The following is a 19,415-nucleotide window of genomic DNA, read 5'->3' on the forward strand; positions in this document are numbered from 1 at the left end:
TCAAATTTCTTAACTTACCGGCATTGGAACTTGCCCCCGCTGGACTGCGAAGCAGTCCCCCAAATTCTGGCCGATGCGCGACTAGAATCGGGAGGGGGGTCGCTTCGCGACCCAACGGGAGCAAGCTCCCTCGCCACAGGAAGCTCCCTCGCCACAAGTAGTGGTTAGTCAGCCAGTTACCAGGTCAACACCGCCCCCACCGCAAACGTATCGGTGTCTTCATTCTGGGCGCTGGTGTCGTGGCCGTTGATTTCGAATTGGTTGTACTCGGCCACCAGCTTGAGGTTGTCGTTGACGTCATGGAACAGCGCGATGCCGCGAGTCTCGTAATCGGCGCCGCTGCCGACCACGCCGTTTCCGTCGTCCTCGGTCTTGCCGTAAGACAGGGCCAGGCGGTTCTTGCCCAGTTTGTAGGAGCCCTGCAACAGGTAACCGTCGCTGTCGACATTACGCAGGGTCGGCTCGCCCGCGTTGTTGGTGAAGAACGGGTTAATGCCTTTGGCCTGGAAACCGGAACCGGTCAGCGACAGCCCGCCCATCTTCGCCTGCACACCATAGCCGACGCCTTTGGAGGTGACGGATTCGACGCTGGAGTCGGTGTTGTCCGACGTCTGGTAGCTGCCGTTGAGCCAGCTGTAAATCTTCGCCCCGCCGACGTCGAACTGATAGGTGATCTCGCTCTCGGTGCGCGGGTTCTCCTGATAGGCCTTGCCGGTTGCGCTGCTGTCGTTGGTGTCGACCGGGTCCATGATCCCCACCGCCACCCGCAAACCGTCCATCACCGGGGTGCGATAGGTAATCTGCGACGTCGGGAACGGGTACGGATAACCGCTGCCGATGTTGCCGAACGACACCCCACCGCCGTCCACCAAGCCCAACGTATCGCTGACCTGACCGTAACCGGCCAGCAGTTCGTCGAGCAGGATGTTGGAGCGGGCAAACAGGCCGAAGTCCTTGCCGATCAGCACCTCGCCCCACTCCGGGTTGGCCACTGTGCCGTAGAACTGCCGCACGTCGATGGCGGTGTCGGTACCGTTGGTTTCGCTGTCGTTGATGGTCACCCAGAACGAAGCCCGGGCGCCGAGCTTGAGGTCATCGACCTGCTTGCCCATGTTGAAACCCAGGTAGTTGGGCAGAAACCCCATCTTCACCCGCGCCTGGCGCCGGTCGTACTGCTCGCCGGCCCGGTCCACGTCGCTGTTCACATAGAAGGCGTTGATGTAGCCATCCGTGGAGAACGTGGTCTGGTCCTTGTCGTACAGCATAATCTCGGCCTCGGCCATTGAGCTCAGGCCAAGGGACGACAGGCTGGCGATGAAGGCCGGTAAGAAACGATGCTTGAAGTTCTTATTGTTGTGCATGGCGCGCTCCGCAACGGGGGACTTGATGTCGGAGGCGATTATCGAAAGCTGACCGGCGGCGTCATACGCTGCCTTGGGGGCGGTTGTCAGGTGCTTTGGGGTGGCCGGTGTAGCGCGGCAAATTCGGTGTAAGACCGCCCGTCGGACAGGCCCGGAACTTAGGGTGTAAGCCTGTGGACCCGACTGGCGTCCACAGGACCCGGTGCCCGCTAGGCGAGCGCTCTAAACAGCATGTAAGCGGCGACCACCACGCAGATGCTGGCGAAGCCGATCTGCAGCCCTCGGGCCGGCATCCGCGCGCAGAGTTTTCGACCAAGGATCATCCCGACGATGCTGGCGACAATGAACGACACGCCCAAACCATCGATCCGCACCCCGGCATGAAACGCGCCAATCACCCCGATGATTGAGATCAGGCTGATCACCATCAACGACGTGGCGACGATCCCGCGCATCTGCACATCGGTCAGTTGCTTGAACGCAGGCACTATCAGAAAACCGCCACCGACCCCGAGCAACCCCGAGACCACGCCAGTGACCGCTCCGAGTGCCGCCAGGGTCGCGGTACATTTGGCGGTCCAGGAAAAACGCCCGGTCTGCTGATCGAGCATGCAGTTTTTCTGGCCCCAATTGGCATGGCCGTGATCGCTGGGGCCGTCGTCGAGCTTTTCCGGGCGCAGCATCCGCCAGGCCACCATGATCATCAGCAAACTGAACAGCACCTTCAGAATCTTTTCCGGCAACTGATGGGCGAAGTAGATACCCACCGGCGCAAACACCGCGCCGAGCAAAGCAATCAACAGCGCCGCGCGATAGCGCACCAGGCCATGGCGCAAACCGTCGACCGCACCGATTGCCGCCGCACTGCCCACCGCGAACAACGCGACGGGCGCCGCTTGGGTCATGCTCAGGCCCAGCCCGAGCACCAGGGCCGGCACTGCAAGAATACCGCCACCGGCGCCAGTCAAACCGAGCACCAGGCCCATGACCAGGCCAAAAAAACTTGCCAACAACATAGATTTTTCTCTTCAGTCGTTACTGTCGCCATAGTGCCGGGTTCAGCTCCAGCTTTTCAGCACCGCTCCGCAGTACAGGCCGGACAGCGTCTTCATCACCTGAATCACTTCGTGACTGGCTAAACCATAGAATATGTACTTGCCTTCACGACGGGTCGCGACCAATCCCTCGTCGCGCAGGATGCCCAGTTGTTGGGACAGTGTGGGCTGGCGCACGCCGGTCATTTTCTCCAGCTCGCCGACGTTGCGCTCGCCCTGGGTCAGCTGGCAGAGAATCAGCAAGCGGTCCTCGTTGGCCAAGGCCTTGAGCAGCGCGCACGCCTTGGAGGCTGAGGCCCTGAGCTGGGCGACTTCACATTCGTTCAGACTGGATTGCATTTGCAGGATGCCTTCGATCTCACTTAAGCTGCAAACATTATGTTTAAACATAAAGTGTTGCAACCGGTTAGTGTCTTCCTGCCCCTTTTCACAGGTTCGCGCCCATGTCTGCCTTGATAGAAGCCTTCCTCGACCCCGCATCAAAGACCTACAGCTACGTGATTTACGAGCACGATGGCGGACACTGCGCGATTGTCGACCCGGTGCTCGATTACGACGGTGCCGCCGGTCGCACCTCGACCGTCCAGGCTGACAGGATCATCGCCTTCGTTCGCCAACACCGGTTGCAGGTGCAATGGCTGCTCGAAACCCATGCCCATGCCGATCACCTGTCGGCTGCGCCGTATCTGCGTCGGGAACTGGGGGGCAAGATTGCGATTGGTCAGTCGATCAGCAAGGTTCAGGGCGTGTTCAAGACGCTGTTCAATCTTGAACCGGAATTCAGAGTCGACGGTTCGCAGTTCGATCACCTGTTCGCGCCGGACGAGTCATTCCGCATCGGCAACCTCAAGGCCACGGCCCTGCATGTGCCCGGGCATACTCCGGCAGACATGGCTTATTTGATCGATGGCGATGTGATTATGGTGGGCGATACGCTGTTCATGCCGGATGTCGGCACCGCACGTTGCGACTTCCCCGGTGGCAACGCCAACCAGATGTTCGCCTCGATCCGCAAACTGCTGGCCTTCCCCGCCAGCGTGCGCCTCTTCGTCTGCCACGATTACCCGCCCGAGGGCCGCGCCCCGCAATGCCAGAGTACGGTCGGCGAGCAGCGCAAAAGCAATATTCATATTCACGACGGCATTGATGAGGCCGCTTTCGTCGCCATGCGCACCCAGCGCGATGCCGGTTTGGACATGCCGACACTGCTGTTGCCGGCGATTCAGGTGAATGTGCGGGCGGGGAATTTGCCGCCGGCCGAAGACAATGGCGTGACCTACCTGAAAATCCCCCTGAATCAACTCTAGTCCCGTAGCAGCTGTCGAGCACCGCGAGGCAGCTGCTACAGCCGCTACAACTGCGATCTTCAATTGGCCAACGTCAACCCATTCGCCGGCAACGGCAACGCCGTCTTGTAGCGCACTTGCTTGAGCGCAAAGCTCGAACGGATGTTCGCCACCCCCGGCACCTTGGTCAGAAAATCCATCATGAAGCGCTCCAGCGACTGAATGGTCGGCACCAGCACGCGGATCAGATAGTCCGGGTCGCCGGCCATCAAATAACACTCCATCACTTCCGGGCGATCCGAGATCGCCTCTTCGAAATGCTGCAACGCCTCCTCCACCTGCTTCTCCAGGCTGACGTGAATGAACACATTCACATGCAGCCCCAACAGGTCAGCATCCAGCAGGGTCACCTGCTCGCGAATCAGCCCCAGTTCTTCCATCGCCTTGACCCGGTTGAAGCACGGCGTCGGCGACAGGTTCACCGAGCGCGCGAGGTCGGCGTTGGTGATGCGCGCGTTCTCCTGAAGGCTGTTGAGAATGCCGATATCGGTACGGTCCAGTTTGCGCATGAGATAAAACCACCTGTTTTTTATGTTTATGCAGAATTTCTATCCTTAAATAACCTCTAGCGCAACGAAACACAGAGAAATATTCTTCTTGGCCCGGCCTATGATTGTTGTAGGACAAGAATTCTTTTACCGAAGAATGACTGCCAGCTCACTACAAGAAATTCACAAGATCGAGCGTAGAAGCCATGAACCAAGCGTACGAACCGCTGCGCCTGCACGTTCCCGAACCTTCGGGCCGCCCCGGCTGCAAAACCGACTTCTCCTACCTGCATCTGACCGATGCTGGCACGGTGCGCAAACCCCCAATCGACGTAGAACCAGCCGATACCGCTGATCTGGCCAGAGGCCTGATTCGCGTGCTCGACGACCAGGGCAATGCCCTCGGCCCATGGGCTGAAGGCGTACCCGTCGAGATCCTGCGCAAAGGCATGCGCGCCATGCTCAAGACGCGGATCTATGACAACCGCATGGTGGTCGCCCAGCGCCAGAAAAAAATGTCGTTCTACATGCAGAGCCTCGGCGAAGAAGCCATTGGCAGCGCCCAGGCCCTGGCCCTGAACATCGACGACATGTGCTTCCCCACCTACCGTCAACAAAGCATCCTGATGGCGCGCGAAGTGCCGCTGGTGGACCTGATCTGCCAACTGTTGTCCAACGAGCGCGATCCGCTCAAGGGCCGTCAGTTGCCGATCATGTACTCGGTCAAGGAGGCCGGTTTCTTCACCATTTCCGGCAACCTCGCCACCCAATTCGTCCAGGCGGTGGGCTGGGGCATGGCCTCGGCGATCAAGGGCGACACCAAAATCGCCTCAGCGTGGATCGGCGACGGTGCCACCGCTGAATCGGACTTCCACACCGCCCTCACCTTCGCCCACGTGTACCGTGCGCCGGTGATCCTCAATGTGGTCAACAACCAGTGGGCGATCTCGACGTTCCAGGCGATTGCCGGCGGTGAAGCCACCACCTTTGCCGGACGCGGCGTCGGTTGCGGCATCGCCTCCCTGCGGGTCGATGGCAACGATTTTTACGCGGTGTACGCTGCATCCGCCTGGGCCGCCGAACGCGCTCGTCGCAACCTCGGTCCGACCATGATCGAATGGGTCACCTACCGCGCCGGCCCGCACTCGACCTCCGATGATCCTTCCAAATACCGTCCCGCCGACGACTGGAGTCACTTCCCGTTGGGTGACCCGATTGCGCGCCTCAAGCAGCACCTGATCAAAATCGGTCAGTGGTCCGAAGAGGAACACGTCGCGGTCAGTGCCGAACTGGAAGCCGAAGTGATCGCCGCGCAGAAAGAAGCCGAGCAGTACGGCACCCTCGCCGGCGGCCAGATTCCGAGCGCCGCGACCATGTTCGAAGACGTCTACAAAGAGATGCCGGAGCACTTGAAGCGCCAGCGTCAAGAGTTGGGGATCTGACATGAACGATCACAACAATAAAATCGAGTTGGAAACCGCCATGACCACGACCACCATGACCATGATCCAGGCCCTGCGCTCGGCCATGGATGTGATGCTTGAGCGTGACGACAACGTCGTGGTGTTCGGCCAGGACGTCGGCTATTTCGGTGGTGTGTTCCGTTGCACCGAAGGCCTGCAGACCAAGTACGGCACCTCCCGGGTGTTCGATGCGCCGATCTCCGAAAGCGGCATCGTTGGCGTCGCCGTGGGCATGGGTGCTTACGGTTTGCGGCCGGTGGCCGAGATCCAGTTCGCCGATTACGTCTACCCGGCATCGGACCAGATCATTTCCGAAGCGGCGCGCTTGCGTTATCGCTCGGCCGGCGAGTTCACCGCGCCGATGACCCTGCGCATGCCCTGCGGCGGCGGCATCTATGGCGGCCAGACTCATAGCCAAAGCATCGAGGCGATGTTCACTCAGGTCTGCGGCTTGCGCACCGTCATGCCATCCAACCCTTACGACGCCAAAGGCCTGCTGATCGCCTCCATCGAAAACGATGACCCGGTGATCTTCCTCGAGCCAAAACGCCTGTACAACGGCCCGTTCGACGGTCACCACGACCGCCCGGTAACCCCGTGGTCGAAGCACCCCGCCGCGCAAGTGCCGGACGGTTACTACACCGTGCCGCTGGACGTTGCCGCCATCACCCGTCCGGGCAAGGACGTGACCGTGCTCACTTACGGCACCACCGTCTATGTCTCGCAAGTCGCCGCTGAAGAAACCGGCGTCGATGCCGAAGTCATCGACCTGCGCAGCCTGTGGCCGCTGGACCTGGAAACCATCGTCAAGTCGGTGAAGAAAACCGGACGTTGTGTGGTGGTGCACGAAGCCACCCGCACCTGCGGTTTCGGCGCCGAACTGGTCGCGCTGGTGCAAGAGCATTGCTTCCACCACCTGGAAGCGCCGATCGAACGCGTCACCGGTTGGGACACCCCCTACCCGCACGCGCAAGAGTGGGCGTATTTCCCTGGCCCATCCCGTGTGGGCGCGGCGTTGAAACGGGTCATGGAGGTCTGAATGGGCACGCACGTTATTAAAATGCCGGACATTGGCGAAGGCATTGCAGAAGTTGAATTGTCTCAGTGGCACGTCAAGGTCGGTGACATGGTCGTCGAAGATCAGGTGCTGGCTGATGTGATGACCGACAAGGCGATGGTCGACATCCCCTCGCCGGTGCACGGCAAGGTGATTGCACTGGGCGGACAGCCGGGCGAAGTCATGGCGGTCGGCAGCATCCTGATCAGCATTGAAGTGGAAGGCGCGGGCAACGTGAAGGAATCGACTGCACCAGCGGCTGCTATTAAAGAAGCCCCTGTGGCGGCGCCGAAAGTTGAAGCCGTCGTAGAAAGCAAACCGGCTGTAGTTGCCCCGCGTCCGGCTGTCATTTGCCAGGGACCGATGGTCGCTCGCGAAGCCGATGAACGTCCGCTGGCCTCCCCGGCCGTGCGCAAGCATGCGCTGGACCTCGGCATTCAATTGCGTCTGGTGCGTGGCAGCGGCCCTGCCGGGCGGATTCTGCACGAAGACCTCGAAGCCTATCTGGCTCAGGGTCAGTCGAACGCATCGACGGCCACCGCCGCTTACGCCCAGCGCAACGACGAACAGCAAATCCCGGTGATCGGCATGCGCCGCAAGATCGCCCAGCGCATGCAAGACGCCACCCAGCGTGCCGCCCACTTCAGTTACGTCGAAGAGATCGACGTCACCGCCGTCGAAGAACTGCGCGCACACCTGAACGAAAAACACGGCGCGACCCGCGGCAAGCTGACCTTGCTGCCGTTCCTGGTACGCGCATTGGTCGTGGCTCTGCGCGACTTCCCGCAGATCAACGCCCGTTACGACGACGAAGCCCAGGTCATCACCCGCCTCGGCGCGGTGCATGTGGGCGTCGCCACGCAAGCCGACATCGGTTTGATGGTGCCAGTGGTGCGTCACGCCGAAGCCCGCAGCCTGTGGGATAACGCCGCGGAAATCTCTCGCCTGGCAACTGCCGCACGCACTGGCAAGGCCAGCCGTGACGAGCTGTCCGGCTCGACCATCACCCTGACCAGCCTCGGTGCCCTGGGTGGCATCGTCAGCACCCCGGTGCTGAACCTGCCGGAAGTGGCGATCGTCGGCGTGAACAAAATCGTCGAACGGCCGATGGTCGTCAAAGGCCAGATCGTGATTCGCAAGATGATGAACCTCTCCAGCTCCTTCGATCACCGCGTGGTCGATGGCATGGACGCGGCGCTCTTCATCCAGGCCATCCGTGGCCTGCTCGAACAACCCGCAACGCTGTTTGTGGAGTAAGGCATGCAACAGACTTTGAACACCACGCTGCTGATCATCGGCGGCGGCCCTGGCGGTTATGTGACGGCGATTCGTGCCGGTCAGTTGGGTATTTCGACCATTCTGGTGGAAGGCGAATCGTTGGGCGGCACCTGCCTGAACATCGGCTGCATTCCATCCAAGGCGTTGATTCACGTCGCCGAGCAGTTCCACCAGACGCAGCATCACAGCCAACACTCGGCGCTGGGCATCAGCGTATCGACGCCGACCCTGGACATCGGCAAGAGCGTCGAATGGAAGGACGGCATCGTTGATCGCCTGACCACTGGCGTCTCGGCGCTATTAAAGAAGCACAAGGTCCAGGTCATTCAAGGCTGGGCCAAAGTGGTCGACGGCAAAACCGTCGAAGTCGGCGATACGCGGATTCAGTGCGAGCACCTGGTGCTGGCCACCGGCTCGAAAAGCGTCAACCTGCCGATGCTGCCGATCGGCGGGCCGATCATCTCTTCCACCGAAGCCCTGGCGCCGACCAGCGTGCCGAAGCGGCTGATCGTGGTCGGTGGCGGTTACATCGGCCTGGAGCTGGGGATTGCCTATCGCAAACTCGGCGCCGAAGTCAGCGTGGTCGAGGCGCAGGATCGCATCCTGCCGGCCTACGATGCCGAACTGACTCATCCGGTACACGAAGCGCTCAAGCAACTCGGCGTGAAGCTTTACTTGAAGAACAGCGTTGAAGGCTTTGATTCACAAGGAAATACCCTACAAGTTCGTGACCCGAACGGCGACACCCTGAACCTTGAAACCGATCAGGTGCTGGTGGCCGTCGGTCGCAAACCCAACACCCAGGGCTGGAACCTCGAAGCCTTGAACCTGGAGATGAACGGTTCGGCGATCAAGATCGACAACCGTTGCCAGACCAGCATGCGCAACGTCTACGCCATCGGCGACCTGAGCGGCGAACCGATGCTCGCCCACCGGGCCATGGCCCAGGGTGAAATGGTTGCCGAACTGATCAGCGGTAAACACCGCGAGTTCAACCCGACCGCCATCGCCGCCGTGTGCTTTACCGACCCGGAACTGGTGGTGGTCGGCAAGACCCCGGACGACGCCAAGGCTGCGGGGCTGGACTGCATCGTGTCCAGCTTCCCGTTCGCCGCCAATGGCCGGGCGATGACGCTGGAATCGAAAAGCGGCTTCGTGCGGGTCGTGGCACGGCGGGACAATCATCTGATTGTCGGCTGGCAGGCGGTGGGTGTGGGTGTTTCGGAGTTGTCGACGGCGTTCGGTCAAAGCCTGGAAATGGGCGCCCGGCTGGAAGACATCGCTGGCACCATCCATGCCCATCCGACGCTGGGTGAGGCGGTGCAGGAAGCGGCGTTGCGTGCGTTGGGCCACGCGTTGCACCTATAACCGCCTCACGCTGATCGTTCCCACGCTCTGCGTGGGAATGCCTCAATGGACGCTCTGCGTCCGCTTTAGGGACGCTCTGCGTCCCGGGCTGCACTCCTTTGCTGCGCGTGGGAACGATCAGTAACCGTAATCCGGGCTGCGAAATGGACCCGGAATGAAGTATTGTTGTCCCCATCCAGAAAAATGTCAGAAGCCTTGAACCGTTTCGGCGGTTGTTAAGTGATAGAGGGTGTCATGGGTAACGAAAGCATCAATTGGGACAAGCTGGGTTTTGACTACATCAAGACAGACAAGCGCTATCTGTCGCACTGGCGTAATGGCGAGTGGGACAAAGGCACCTTAACCTCTGACAACGTGCTGCACATCAGCGAAGGCTCGACTGCCCTTCACTATGGCCAGCAGTGCTTCGAAGGCCTGAAGGCCTACCGTTGCAAGGACGGTTCGATCAACCTGTTCCGCCCGGACCAGAACGCCGCACGCATGCAACGCAGCTGCGCGCGCCTGCTGATGCCGCAGGTGTCCACCGAACAGTTCATCGAAGCGTGCAAGGACGTGGTCCGCGCCAACGAGCGTTTCATCCCGCCTTACGGCACCGGCGGCGCGCTGTACCTGCGTCCGTTCGTGATCGGCGTGGGTGACAACATCGGCGTGCGTACCGCACCCGAGTTCATCTTCTCGATCTTCTGCATCCCGGTCGGTGCCTACTTCAAGGGCGGCCTGACCCCGCACAACTTCCTGATCTCCAGCTATGACCGTGCCGCCCCACAAGGCACCGGCGCGGCCAAGGTCGGTGGCAACTACGCCGCCAGCCTGATGCCAGGCTCCCAGGCCAAGAAGGCGCACTTCGCCGATGCCATCTACCTGGACCCGATGACCCACACCAAAATCGAAGAAGTCGGCTCGGCCAACTTCTTCGGGATCACCCACGACAACAAGTTCGTCACACCGAATTCCCCTTCGGTGTTGCCGGGCATCACCCGCCTGTCGTTGATCGAACTGGCCAAGACCCGTCTGGGCCTGGAAGTGGTCGAAGGTGACGTGTTCATCGACAAGCTGTCCGACTTCAAGGAAGCCGGCGCTTGCGGTACCGCTGCAGTGATCACCCCGATCGGTGGCATCAGCTACAACGACAAGCTGCATGTATTCCATAGCGAAACCGAAGTCGGCCCGGTCACCCAGAAGCTCTACAAAGAGCTGACCGGTGTACAGACCGGCGACATCGAGGCGCCAGCAGGCTGGATCGTCAAGGTTTGATTTGACGCGACTGTCCGTTTGAACACAAAAGCCCGGCCTTCACGTTGAAGGTCGGGCTTTTTTTCGTCCGCGTTTCGCACAAAACGTCACTAGACTTGCCACGTGTAACCGCCATCAACAGGTGCCACCAAAAACCATGGGTAAATTCTGGCGAAAGTATCTGGCCTTGCTGGAAACAGACTTCACCACGCAAGTGTTCGACAACATCAAGAACCTGCTGGTGTGCGCCCTGCTGTTCGCGGCGGGCACCAACGCGTTGCGAGGCGGTCATCAACTGTTTATGGGATTGCTCGCCTCAAACCTCGCTGGCTGGGGGTTGATTGCTATATCAGCACTGCTGATGCTGCTCAATGTCAGCGACGGCTTACGCCGGTTGTCCAGGTTGCCGTATCACACGGCGTTCCAGATCATCCTGTGCCTGGTTTACCTGGTGCTGGCGGTGCGGGTGGTGGAGATCGTCTGGGATTTCAGGGCGTAGCGGTCACGGCATGAGGTGTTTGCCAACTCAACTCATCCTGAGCGATCCGGGCAAACAACCACTCCACAAAGATTCGTGTGTGCGCCGTCACGTCCGGCGCAACACCGTAGTAATAACGCGGCAACGGCATGCGCAACTCGGGTAACGGGCAGATCAGGTGTCCACTCAACAGATGGTTGCCCAGCAAAGAGGTCGGGCACAAGGCAAGGCCCTGTCCCTCCACGGCGGCCTGAAGCACCCGGTGCATGTGATCAAACTGCCGGGTGGCCTGAGTGGCTGACTGGCTTTGACCAAAGTGCATGGCCCAATTATGCCAATCTTCGCGGCGTGCCTTGGCGGTCAGTAACGTATACCGACTCAGGGACGTGAGGTCCTCAAGTGGCAGGCGCTCGATCAGCGCAGGTGCCGCGACCAGCAACAGTTCGTCTTCGAACAGCGCTCGCGCCTCAATCGCCGGTGCCCAATCGTCACGACCACGGCGAATGACGATATCGAACCCGTCGCGTGCCTGATCAGGTGCCTGGGTTTGAGTAATCACCTGCGGCTCGATGCCTGGGTGCTGCGCAATGAAATCCGCCAGCCTGGGCGTCAGCCAAAGTACGGCAAAGGACGGACGCACATTGATCTTCACCGTAGGCAGCGAGGCATGCTGCTTGAGCGCAGCGGCGGCGTTGGCGATCTGCGACAGCCCGGCACTGACCTGCTCATAAAAGCGCTGGCCGGCCGGCGTTAGCACCGACTGACGGATTCGCCGTTCAAACAGCAGCACACCCAGGTACTCCTCGAGCAATTTGACGTGCCGGCTGACGGCACTGTGGCTGACATGCAGCTCTTCGGCCGCCAGGCTGAAGCTCTGATGACGAGCAGCAACGGCGAAGGCGCGAACAGCATTAAGAGGCGGTAGTGGATTTATCATGCGTCTAATTTAGTCACCTATGCGCTGCAATTAAAGCGTTTGTCACGCCTTCGTCGCCACGCCAATCTGCCAGCACGCAGCAGCGCCACCTGACGGAGCACGACATGAACAGCTACGGCCTCTTTGTACTTTTCGCCACCCTGACCATTTTGAGCCCGGGGCCGGGCGTGGTCCTGACCCTGTCCAACGCGGTGCGCCACGGTTGGAGGGGGGCCGTGCCGGGCATTCTGGGGATCGCGTCGGGGGCGTTTGTGGTCGCCGCCATCAGCGCCACCAGTGTTGGCCTGATACTCAGCACCTCCGCGAATGCCTTTACCGCATTGAAATACGCAGGAGCCGCCTATTTGTTGTACCTGGGCTATAAAAGCTGGCGCTCGGATCGTTCCAGCACGCTGCTTGAAACGCGGCCCTCAAGCCCGGGTTATCGCTTCCTTGAAGCGGCTTCGATGCAGCTTCTGAACCCCAAGGCGGTGTTTTTCTTTCTGGCGGTGTTCCCGCAATTCATCGACACTTCGGCGCACTTCTATGCCCAGTTCTTCAAACTGGTCGCTTCCTACGCCGTATTGGTGATCCTGGTGCATGGCGGCTATGCCTTGCTGGCCAATGCCGCCAAAGGCTGGTTGTCGAGCCCGAAGGGTTCCTGGCTGACCGCGAAAGTTTCGGGCGTGACCTTCGCAGGCTTTGGCGTGCTCATGGCCTCGGCCAGTCGCTAAGCCGCAGGACTGGCAATCGCGCGGCGCCTGTTCTCGGTGGCCGCGGGTTGTGCTGTTGTCGCCTGAACCGGCAAATCAACAGCGAACCGGCTACTGAGTTCCTTGCGCCCCACCGCCGTCAATGCCAGCGCCCGACTGTCCAGGTCCTGCGTCACCCATTTGCGTTTGATCGCCATTTGCAGCAATGCCGCGCCCAAGGCGCCGCCCAGGTGCGGCCGGCGCATGCTCCAGTCCAGGCACGGGCAGGCGAAACGGCGGCGCACGGTGCCGAGGTCTTTGACGTCGATACCCAGTCCTTCGAACAACGCTTCACCGCTGTCGCTCAGTCGATAAGCCTGCTCATCGGTTTCCAGCAACCACCCCGCTTCGATCAGCCGGTCATGCAGCAATACCGCCAACGTACCGGCCATGTGGTCGTAGCAGGTGCGGGCGAATTGCAGGCGATCCGGAGTGCGCGAGTTGAACGTCGGCGCGGCGTTCTGGCCGATCACCATCAGCGCTTCCAGCGCTTGGGCCACGCGTTTGTCTGCGAGGCTGTAGTAGCGATGGCGACCCTGAACGTGCAAACGCACCAGCGCCAGTTCCTTGAGCTTGGCCAGATGCGCGCTGGCGGTCGAAGGGCTGACTTCGGCAATCGTCGCCAACTCGGTGCTGGTGCGGGCGTGGCCGTCCATCAGCGAGCAGAGGATTTTCGTCCGGGCCGGCTCTGCAATGGCTGCGGCCACTTGAGAGACGCCGACGTCGTGTTGTTCTGCGTTCATATTTCGCTCCCGGACGAATCAAGATCCTTTCTGACCGGAGATAGTAGCAACACTTTTCAACCACTGATAAGGCTGCGACCCATGGACCCGATCATCGCTGCGACTCACGCCGACCCTTACCCCTACTACGCGCAACTGCGCGCCGAGGGCGGATTGGTTTTCCATCAGGGACTGAAATTGTGGGTCGCCAGCAGCGCCCGGGCCGTTGCCGCCGTGCTGGCGCATCCGGACTGTCATGTGCGGCCGTCCCATGAGCCGGTGCCCAAGGCCATTGCTCAAGGCATGGCCGGCAAGGTGTTCAGTCAGTTGATGCGAATGAACGAGGGCGAACGGCAGCGTTGCCCGAGGGCGGCGATAGAGCCAGGGCTGGCGCTGATAGATGTGAACGAGGTCAACGCATTGATCGGCGCTCGGTTGATCCCCCCGGGCGCCGACGGGCTGTACGCGGCGATGTTTCGCGGGCCAGTCTGTGTGGTGGCGGCGTTGCTGGGGTTCTCTCCGGCTCAGGGCCGGGCCATCAGCGAGCTGACCGCCGACTTCGTCGCCTGCCTGTCGCCTCTCAGTGATCAAGCGCAATTGGAAGCCGCCCATGTCGCGGCGGAACAGCTGAAGGGTTATGTCATCGAGCTTCTGGACGACCCGAACAATCGAAGCACCTTGCTCACCGGTATCCGGCAGCGTTTCGCGACGACATCGACCGACTTTGAAATCTTGATCGCCAACCTGATCGGCCTGTTCTCCCAGACCTACGAAGCCAGCGCCGGATTGATCGGCAATGGGCTATTGGCGTTGATTCGAAACCCACAGTTGGATTCGGCTCAAGTTGATGACTTGATCGCTGAGGTCCAGCGCTTCGACCCGTCGGTGCAAAACACCCGCCGTTTCGTTGCCGCACCGTGTGAAATCGACGGCATAAGCCTGAACCCCGGCGACGTCATCCTGGTGCTGCTGGCTTCGGCCAATCGCGATCCGCAGCTTAATGACGATCCCGATACGTTCCTGCTCGACCGCCCGAACCGCCGCAGCTTCACTTTCGGCGCGGGGCGTCATCAATGTCCGGGACAGGTGCTGGCCATGAGCATTGCCAGTGCGACGCTGAGCAAAATTCTGACCATGAAACCCGCGCTGGACCGGTTGACCTGGCACTACCGCCCTTCCCTGAACGGCCGCATTCCGCTCTTTGCCTGAAAGACACCTCAAGCGTGGCGATGCTCGATCGTCAGGTGAGACAACTCATGAATCGGCGCCAGGCGTTCGCGAATGGCGTCGGCACTGACACCCGCCACGGCCACGACACTGACAATCGCCGCCCGCGCCTGAGGGCCGACTTGCCAGACGTGAAGGTCACTGATGCGAACATCGTCCGCCGATTCGAGCAACTCACGAATTTCGGTGGCGACGTGTTCGTCAGTGGTGTCGAGCAATACTGCCGCGCTGTCACGCATCAAGCCATAAGCCCATCTCGCAATCACGATGGCGCCGACGATGCCCATCACCGGATCCAGCCAGACCCAGCCCAGGTAGCGCCCGGCCAACAACGCCGCGATGGCCAGTACCGAAGTCAGCGCGTCGGCCAGTACATGGAAATACGCCGAACGCAGGTTGTTGTCGTGATGATGGTGATGGTGGCTGTGATCGTGATGATCATGGCCGTGATGCCCATGGTTGCCCGCCAGCAGAAGCGCACTGACGATATTCACCACCAGCCCCACCACCGCTATCACCGTCGCCTCGGTGAAAGCCACAGTGGTCGGTTGAAACAGCCGCAGGATGGATTCGCCGGCAATGCCCAACGACACCAGCCCCAGCACCACGGCAGAGGCAAAAGCCGCCAGATCCCCGACCTTGCCGGTACCGAAACTGAAGCGCGAATTGTTGGCATGTCGCCTGGCAAAACTGTAGGCGGCAGCGGCAATGCCCAAGGCCCCGGCGTGAGTCGCCATATGAAAGCCGTCCGCCAGCAACGCCATGGAACCGGTGATGTAACCGGCGGCAATCTCGCCAATCATCATCACGAAGGTCAGCGCCACCACCCACAACGTGCGGCGCGCGTTCTCATCGTGGGCGGCGCCCAGAAACAGGTGGTCGTGGGTATAACGCGAAGCCTGAGGTGTCAGTGTCATGGGGCTGGCCTCTATTTCGAGTAACGGCGAATGGCTTGCAACAAATCTTCAACGCCTTCGGCGCGGGCTTCATCGCTGAGTCCGGGATGCGCCACATGTTCACGGGCATGGGCGTCGATGAACTGGTCCATCAAACCATTGACCGCTCCGCGGATCGCCGCGACCAGGTGCAGGGTTTTGGCGCACTCGGCGTCGGACTCCAGCGCCCGTTCCACCGCCTGAACCTGACCGGCAATCCGCCGGACACGATTTAGCAGGTCGTCTTTGTGTTCGTGGATGTGCGACATACGTATACCCCCTACCCCTATTCAGGCAGGCATGGTTACCGATATGGCCGGGGCTGGCAAGTCAGGGTGACCGATCAAAAACAATGACCAGAGTTTCAGACCAGTCCTACATCTATCCAATGCCCGTTGATATAGCGTCCACATCGCTTTCAAAAAATGAACCAAGGACGCTCGTGGCTCGCAAAACAGACATACCTCGGGTTCAAAACCCACCGTCAGGCGACGGGCACCACATCACCAGCCGCTACATGACCGCCACCGAACTGGCAGAGCGCGACGCCAGACAAAAATCCTATGACGACATGTTGGCCCGACAGCAGGCATATGAAGACCGTGTTGTCAGGCAGCCTCATCAGCTGGGTCAAACCAGCTCCATGGGTTGCGTGTTCGCCAAAAGCTGCAACCTCCCCGACGGCGTAATCAACCACGACAGCCCAGCCGGGTTCGTCCCTGTCGAGAAACTGACCGACTACGGAAAATTCTCCCTGCTGGGTGGCCGCGAAAGGGATGCAGCGGGACGGGTGCTGCTGGTGCAGGCGTAGTGACGGCTGGTGTTGCGGCTGGCGCATTGGCCGGAATGGTCGCATTGCTGTGGCCGTCGAGCTTGGGCGACAGCTCCCTGTACACAGAAGAACAGCTCAAATCCCTCAAGGAGGGCCGCACACGAGTTCGACTGCATGTCGAGCAACAAGCTGATGGCACCTTGAAGGGTTATGGGTACAACACCCAGAGGCGCCGCGACTGGGAAATGATTCCTGTAGTCCGCTTCAAGAGTCAGGGTTCTCAACAAGTGGACAGGTGAACAGATAGGCCCCGCAAAACCCGGCAGAACCACCACGAAATAAATTAGGAGGTTATTTATGTTTTTATGGATCAGTGGTTTTTTAAAAGGTGACGGCGAGGATGACTCCTTAAAATACGACCTTACAGTTCGACCTGAGCGGGAAGTCGCGGTAATGGGTGTTCTTGGCTGGAAAAGTCTTGATGCAAGCGCGGATGGGGAATGGTTACTAACCAGCGAGCAAGTCCAACAAATCGCTAAAGTTCTCAATGAGCAGTTACCGACTGAACTGGACCTCTTCATAGGGGTGCGGGAGTAGGTACAGCTGAGCCGGGAACTAAACAGTGAGCCTTCTCTACCAAGATCCATCAATGAGCCATGAGGAAGCGACGAGACTTCTAGCTAGCGACGTAGAAACTAACGTTGTCGCCGCATTGATTTCTATTGGCCTGAATGAGCAAGACAAGACCTGGGCTCAGAACACCTGCCTGAAATACCTCGAGAGTGAGTCCGAATCAGTTGCAGCATCTGCCATCACCGCGCTCGGTCACATAGCCCGCAGACATGCTGATCTGGACATGGGTGCTGTGCGCCCGGCCCTTGAGAAGGTGAAGGGGAAATTCCCCTCCCTGGAAGGGACTGTTGCGGACACTCTTGATGATATTGAGACATTCACCTGACTCTCCCATCAGCAAAAGGGCACTGGCCGTGAACCGGGCGCTGAAGAACATCGACCCGCAGCAATAGCCGCCGTCACCGATCGTTCCCAAGCTCTGCGTGGGAATGCAGCCAGGGACGCTCTGCGTCCCAAAGAGCGGACGCAGAGCGTCCGGTGAGGCATTCCTTTGCTGCGCGTGGGAACGATCAAAAAACCCACTCTCTCCTCTCAGCGACAGCGGGGTTTATCGTTTCAACTTACACGCCCATCAATCATCCCGCGTCAGCACTTCCAGCAATTCAATCTCGAAAATCAGATTCGAATTCGGCGTAATCGCCCCCATCGAGCGCTCGCCGTAGGCTAGGTGCGCCGGCACCAGCAGCTTGCGCTTACCGCCGACCTGCATGCCCATGATTCCCTGGTCCCAGCCCTTGATCACCCGTCCCGTGCCAATCACGCACTGAAAAGGCTTGCCCCGGCTGTAGGAGGAGTCGAACTCAGTGCCGTCTTCCAGCCACCCGCGATATTGGGTGGTGATCAGCGCACCTTTGACGGCGGCTTTGCCGTCGCCCACTTCAAGGTCGATTACCTGCAACTCATCATTCATTACATTCACTCTATCTGTGCGCTTGCCCGAGCGGGCTTGATGGGCGCCGTTTTCCCAGAAATGCGGGCTATTGGCAAGCCGGGTCGATTAATCCGTTCACTCCTTGGGTTGGCCAAAAGGAATGCCGTTAAAGGTGTGGGTGCAACAAGGGCAGTAAGGGGTCATGTACTCAGCCGTCAGTTCAGGATTGACGATCTGCAGACAGCCCTGATCATCGACATACAAACCGCTGAAATAGCTCGACTCCCCCAGCCGCACCTGCTCCTGCCTGTCCTTTTCATGCAGGGCAACCATCCAGAACACCGGCTCAGGTCGATCCAGGCGAGCCACCGCTTCGCTAAAAACCTCATCCCATTGCCGACCGACGCGGGACAGCAGGAACCGGAACAATGGTGTGTAATCGAATCCATGCCGACGAGTGCCATGCATCGAACCGCGTGACGACTCATTGTGGGTTTCGGCTTTGGTATGGCGCTGATGCCGGTACTCACCCGAGTAATCATTCAGCCGAACACCCCAGGTACGAGTGTTGATCTTGCGGTAGAGGGGTTTCTTTTCCAACGAGTCGCTCCTGACATCCAGTCACTCAAACACCCTATGCGTTTTACTCGAACGGTGGACAATATCAATCAGCCCGCCGTGGCTGATTGTTTCAGACGGTTTGAAGTGGCACTGGCGTAATAGTGAGATCGCCAGCCTGCTCGCGATAACGGTGCTGAAAACCGGCGAAAACCATGACGAGGAATACCGCGTCGTCTGGCCGGATGGCAGCATCCGCTGGCTGCGGGAAACCGGCAATGTGGTCAAGAACGACCATAACGCAACGATCAAGATGATGGGCGTGGTCCGCGACATCACCGAAGAAAAAGCCTCCGCCAGTTACCTGCAACACCTGGCCCATTACGACCCACTGACGGGTCTGCCCAATCGCCTGGTGCTCGAAGAACGCCTGTCCGATGCCCTGGAACAAGCCCGCCTCAGCGCCACACGGGTGGCACTGGTGTTTGTCGACCTCAATGGTTTCAAAGAGATCAACGACCACTATGGCCATGCGGCCGGCGACCGTGTGCTGGTCACCATCGCGACACGCCTGAAGAGAATCCTGCGCTCAACCGACACCGTCGCGCGCATCGGCGGCGACGAATTCGTGGTAATCCTCCAAGGCCTTTCCAAAGGCAACAGCCTGCAAGACGAAGCCCGCGGCATCTGCCAGAAAATCTTCGTTGAACTCGCGCCACCGGTGACCATCGGCAACGACCAGCGCCACATCGGCAGCAGCCTCGGGGTGGCGGTGTTCCCGGATCATGCGCCGAGCATGGACCGCTTGATTCACATTGCGGACCTGGCGATGTATGAGGCCAAGCGCAGTGGGAATAATCAGTATCGGTTGGGCGGCCAGGCAGTGAGCCGGGTCTGACGCA

Annotated in this window: 21 protein-coding genes and 2 pseudogenes; 13 read left to right on the forward strand and 10 right to left on the reverse strand. The window is 60.0% G+C overall.

The window, feature by feature from the left end:
- Window positions 1–176 precede the first annotated feature (176 nt).
- The 3 genes from PSH88_RS16965 to PSH88_RS16975 all read right to left on the reverse strand — a co-directional run bounded on the left by PSH88_RS16965 (window position 177) and on the right by PSH88_RS16975 (window position 2,755).
- A complete protein-coding gene (locus PSH88_RS16965; protein WP_008005357.1) occupies window positions 177–1,361 on the reverse strand; it encodes a porin in 1,185 nt (394 codons plus the stop codon).
- Window positions 1,362–1,570: 209 nt separating this feature from the next.
- Entirely contained in the window at window positions 1,571–2,377 is an 807-nt protein-coding gene (locus PSH88_RS16970) for a sulfite exporter TauE/SafE family protein (RefSeq protein ID WP_305421635.1), read from the reverse strand.
- Window positions 2,378–2,419: 42 nt separating this feature from the next.
- Entirely contained in the window at window positions 2,420–2,755 is a 336-nt protein-coding gene (locus PSH88_RS16975; protein ID WP_305421636.1) for an ArsR/SmtB family transcription factor, read from the reverse strand.
- 104 nt (window positions 2,756–2,859) lie between these two features.
- Between PSH88_RS16975 and PSH88_RS16980 the strand changes: the two genes are divergently transcribed.
- A complete protein-coding gene (locus PSH88_RS16980) occupies window positions 2,860–3,723 on the forward strand; it encodes an MBL fold metallo-hydrolase (protein ID WP_305421637.1) in 864 nt (287 codons plus the stop codon).
- A 59-nt stretch (window positions 3,724–3,782) separates the two neighbouring features.
- On the opposite strand, the gene bkdR is transcribed toward PSH88_RS16980, so the two are convergent.
- Window positions 3,783–4,271: a Bkd operon transcriptional regulator BkdR gene (bkdR, locus tag PSH88_RS16985; protein ID WP_017339472.1), complete on the reverse strand. Its 489-nt coding sequence runs from the start codon at window positions 4,269–4,271 to the stop codon at window positions 3,783–3,785.
- Between the two features lie 185 nt (window positions 4,272–4,456).
- Here bkdR and PSH88_RS16990 point away from each other — a divergent pair, with 185 nt between their 5' ends.
- From PSH88_RS16990 to PSH88_RS17015, 6 genes are all read left to right on the forward strand, one after another.
- Window positions 4,457–5,692, forward strand: coding sequence for a 3-methyl-2-oxobutanoate dehydrogenase (2-methylpropanoyl-transferring) subunit alpha (locus PSH88_RS16990; RefSeq protein WP_305421638.1), 1,236 nt, complete (start codon window positions 4,457–4,459; stop codon window positions 5,690–5,692).
- A gap of 1 nt (window position 5,693) precedes the next feature.
- A complete protein-coding gene (locus PSH88_RS16995; RefSeq protein ID WP_305421639.1) occupies window positions 5,694–6,752 on the forward strand; it encodes an alpha-ketoacid dehydrogenase subunit beta in 1,059 nt (352 codons plus the stop codon).
- Window positions 6,753–8,027: a dihydrolipoamide acetyltransferase family protein gene (locus PSH88_RS17000; protein WP_305421640.1), complete on the forward strand. Its 1,275-nt coding sequence runs from the start codon at window positions 6,753–6,755 to the stop codon at window positions 8,025–8,027.
- Between the two features lie 3 nt (window positions 8,028–8,030).
- On the forward strand, window positions 8,031–9,416 hold the full coding sequence (gene lpdA / locus PSH88_RS17005) for a dihydrolipoyl dehydrogenase (protein ID WP_305421641.1): 1,386 nt from the start codon (window positions 8,031–8,033) through the stop codon (window positions 9,414–9,416).
- Between the two features lie 234 nt (window positions 9,417–9,650).
- Window positions 9,651–10,670: a branched-chain amino acid aminotransferase gene (locus tag PSH88_RS17010; RefSeq protein WP_305421642.1), complete on the forward strand. Its 1,020-nt coding sequence runs from the start codon at window positions 9,651–9,653 to the stop codon at window positions 10,668–10,670.
- Window positions 10,671–10,806: 136 nt separating this feature from the next.
- Window positions 10,807–11,148, forward strand: a complete 342-nt coding sequence (locus PSH88_RS17015) for a hypothetical protein (RefSeq protein WP_305421643.1) — start codon at window positions 10,807–10,809, stop codon at window positions 11,146–11,148.
- Here PSH88_RS17015 and PSH88_RS17020 read toward each other — a convergent pair.
- On the reverse strand, window positions 11,138–12,064 hold the full coding sequence (locus tag PSH88_RS17020; RefSeq protein WP_305421644.1) for a LysR substrate-binding domain-containing protein: 927 nt from the start codon (window positions 12,062–12,064) through the stop codon (window positions 11,138–11,140). The genes PSH88_RS17015 and PSH88_RS17020 overlap by 11 nt on opposite strands.
- A 104-nt stretch (window positions 12,065–12,168) precedes the next feature.
- On the opposite strand from PSH88_RS17020, the gene PSH88_RS17025 reads away from it, so the two are divergent.
- Window positions 12,169–12,777: a LysE family translocator gene (locus tag PSH88_RS17025; RefSeq protein ID WP_305421645.1), complete on the forward strand. Its 609-nt coding sequence runs from the start codon at window positions 12,169–12,171 to the stop codon at window positions 12,775–12,777.
- On the opposite strand, the gene PSH88_RS17030 is transcribed toward PSH88_RS17025, so the two are convergent.
- Entirely contained in the window at window positions 12,774–13,538 is a 765-nt protein-coding gene (locus PSH88_RS17030) for an ArsR/SmtB family transcription factor (protein ID WP_305421646.1), read from the reverse strand. The two genes, PSH88_RS17025 and PSH88_RS17030, sit on opposite strands and share 4 nt — an antisense overlap.
- An 81-nt stretch (window positions 13,539–13,619) precedes the next feature.
- On the opposite strand from PSH88_RS17030, the gene PSH88_RS17035 reads away from it, so the two are divergent.
- Window positions 13,620–14,726 (forward strand): cytochrome P450, encoded by a 1,107-nt coding sequence (locus PSH88_RS17035; protein WP_305421647.1) that lies wholly within the window; start codon window positions 13,620–13,622, stop codon window positions 14,724–14,726.
- Between the two features lie 8 nt (window positions 14,727–14,734).
- Here PSH88_RS17035 and dmeF read toward each other — a convergent pair whose 3' ends face one another.
- Together dmeF and PSH88_RS17045 are read right to left on the reverse strand one after the other, a co-directional pair.
- Complete coding sequence (gene dmeF / locus PSH88_RS17040) at window positions 14,735–15,661, reverse strand: CDF family Co(II)/Ni(II) efflux transporter DmeF (protein WP_305421648.1); 927 nt, start codon at window positions 15,659–15,661, stop codon at window positions 14,735–14,737.
- Window positions 15,662–15,672: 11 nt separating this feature from the next.
- Window positions 15,673–15,948 carry a metal/formaldehyde-sensitive transcriptional repressor gene (locus PSH88_RS17045; protein ID WP_217854637.1) on the reverse strand — a complete coding sequence of 92 codons (276 nt, stop codon included), beginning with the start codon at window positions 15,946–15,948 and terminating at the stop codon, window positions 15,673–15,675.
- 173 nt (window positions 15,949–16,121) lie between these two features.
- Between PSH88_RS17045 and PSH88_RS17050 the strand changes: the two are divergent.
- The 3 genes and pseudogenes from PSH88_RS17050 to PSH88_RS17060 form a co-directional block, all read left to right on the forward strand.
- A pseudogene (locus tag PSH88_RS17050) lies at window positions 16,122–16,741 on the forward strand (S-type pyocin domain-containing protein); the annotation flags it as partial.
- Window positions 16,742–16,808: 67 nt separating this feature from the next.
- A complete protein-coding gene (locus PSH88_RS17055) occupies window positions 16,809–17,048 on the forward strand; it encodes a pyocin S6 family toxin immunity protein (RefSeq protein ID WP_205888623.1) in 240 nt (79 codons plus the stop codon).
- 25 nt (window positions 17,049–17,073) lie between these two features.
- The gene (locus PSH88_RS17060) at window positions 17,074–17,409 is read left to right on the forward strand and encodes a hypothetical protein (protein ID WP_305421649.1); all 336 of its coding nucleotides are present in this window, start codon (window positions 17,074–17,076) and stop codon (window positions 17,407–17,409) included.
- Window positions 17,410–17,655: 246 nt separating this feature from the next.
- Here PSH88_RS17060 and PSH88_RS17065 read toward each other — a convergent pair whose 3' ends face one another.
- Together PSH88_RS17065 and PSH88_RS17070 are read right to left on the reverse strand one after the other, a co-directional pair.
- Window positions 17,656–17,994, reverse strand: coding sequence for an FKBP-type peptidyl-prolyl cis-trans isomerase (locus PSH88_RS17065; RefSeq protein ID WP_018929733.1), 339 nt, complete (start codon window positions 17,992–17,994; stop codon window positions 17,656–17,658).
- A gap of 96 nt (window positions 17,995–18,090) precedes the next feature.
- Window positions 18,091–18,555, reverse strand: coding sequence for a hypothetical protein (locus tag PSH88_RS17070; protein ID WP_305421650.1), 465 nt, complete (start codon window positions 18,553–18,555; stop codon window positions 18,091–18,093).
- Between the two features lie 154 nt (window positions 18,556–18,709).
- On the opposite strand from PSH88_RS17070, the pseudogene PSH88_RS17075 reads away from it, so the two are divergent.
- Window positions 18,710–19,411, forward strand: a pseudogene (locus tag PSH88_RS17075) (PAS domain-containing protein); the annotation flags it as partial.
- Window positions 19,412–19,415 lie beyond the last annotated feature (4 nt).

This window comes from Pseudomonas wuhanensis (assembly GCF_030687395.1).
GTDB lineage: Bacteria > Pseudomonadota > Gammaproteobacteria > Pseudomonadales > Pseudomonadaceae > Aquipseudomonas > Aquipseudomonas wuhanensis.

What these genes read in the sequence shown, in the direction of transcription:
- PSH88_RS17020 (WP_305421644.1), bottom strand. Translation starts at nt 12,064, where the DNA reads ATGATAAATCCACTACCGCCTCTTAATGCTGTTCGCGCCTTCGCCGTT.
- PSH88_RS17035 (WP_305421647.1), top strand. Translation starts at nt 13,620, where the DNA reads ATGGACCCGATCATCGCTGCGACTCACGCCGACCCTTACCCCTACTAC.
- PSH88_RS16965 (WP_008005357.1), bottom strand. Translation starts at nt 1,361, where the DNA reads ATGCACAACAATAAGAACTTCAAGCATCGTTTCTTACCGGCCTTCATC.
- PSH88_RS16980 (WP_305421637.1), top strand. Translation starts at nt 2,860, where the DNA reads ATGTCTGCCTTGATAGAAGCCTTCCTCGACCCCGCATCAAAGACCTAC.
- PSH88_RS16970 (WP_305421635.1), bottom strand. Translation starts at nt 2,377, where the DNA reads ATGTTGTTGGCAAGTTTTTTTGGCCTGGTCATGGGCCTGGTGCTCGGT.
- PSH88_RS17045 (WP_217854637.1), bottom strand. Translation starts at nt 15,948, where the DNA reads ATGTCGCACATCCACGAACACAAAGACGACCTGCTAAATCGTGTCCGG.
- PSH88_RS17000 (WP_305421640.1), top strand. Translation starts at nt 6,753, where the DNA reads ATGGGCACGCACGTTATTAAAATGCCGGACATTGGCGAAGGCATTGCA.
- PSH88_RS16995 (WP_305421639.1), top strand. Translation starts at nt 5,694, where the DNA reads ATGAACGATCACAACAATAAAATCGAGTTGGAAACCGCCATGACCACG.
- PSH88_RS17025 (WP_305421645.1), top strand. Translation starts at nt 12,169, where the DNA reads ATGAACAGCTACGGCCTCTTTGTACTTTTCGCCACCCTGACCATTTTG.
- PSH88_RS17055 (WP_205888623.1), top strand. Translation starts at nt 16,809, where the DNA reads ATGTTTTTATGGATCAGTGGTTTTTTAAAAGGTGACGGCGAGGATGAC.
- dmeF (WP_305421648.1), bottom strand. Translation starts at nt 15,661, where the DNA reads ATGACACTGACACCTCAGGCTTCGCGTTATACCCACGACCACCTGTTT.
- bkdR (WP_017339472.1), bottom strand. Translation starts at nt 4,271, where the DNA reads ATGCGCAAACTGGACCGTACCGATATCGGCATTCTCAACAGCCTTCAG.
- PSH88_RS17030 (WP_305421646.1), bottom strand. Translation starts at nt 13,538, where the DNA reads ATGAACGCAGAACAACACGACGTCGGCGTCTCTCAAGTGGCCGCAGCC.
- lpdA (WP_305421641.1), top strand. Translation starts at nt 8,031, where the DNA reads ATGCAACAGACTTTGAACACCACGCTGCTGATCATCGGCGGCGGCCCT.
- PSH88_RS16990 (WP_305421638.1), top strand. Translation starts at nt 4,457, where the DNA reads ATGAACCAAGCGTACGAACCGCTGCGCCTGCACGTTCCCGAACCTTCG.
- PSH88_RS17015 (WP_305421643.1), top strand. Translation starts at nt 10,807, where the DNA reads ATGGGTAAATTCTGGCGAAAGTATCTGGCCTTGCTGGAAACAGACTTC.
- PSH88_RS17065 (WP_018929733.1), bottom strand. Translation starts at nt 17,994, where the DNA reads ATGAATGATGAGTTGCAGGTAATCGACCTTGAAGTGGGCGACGGCAAA.
- PSH88_RS16975 (WP_305421636.1), bottom strand. Translation starts at nt 2,755, where the DNA reads ATGCAATCCAGTCTGAACGAATGTGAAGTCGCCCAGCTCAGGGCCTCA.
- PSH88_RS17010 (WP_305421642.1), top strand. Translation starts at nt 9,651, where the DNA reads ATGGGTAACGAAAGCATCAATTGGGACAAGCTGGGTTTTGACTACATC.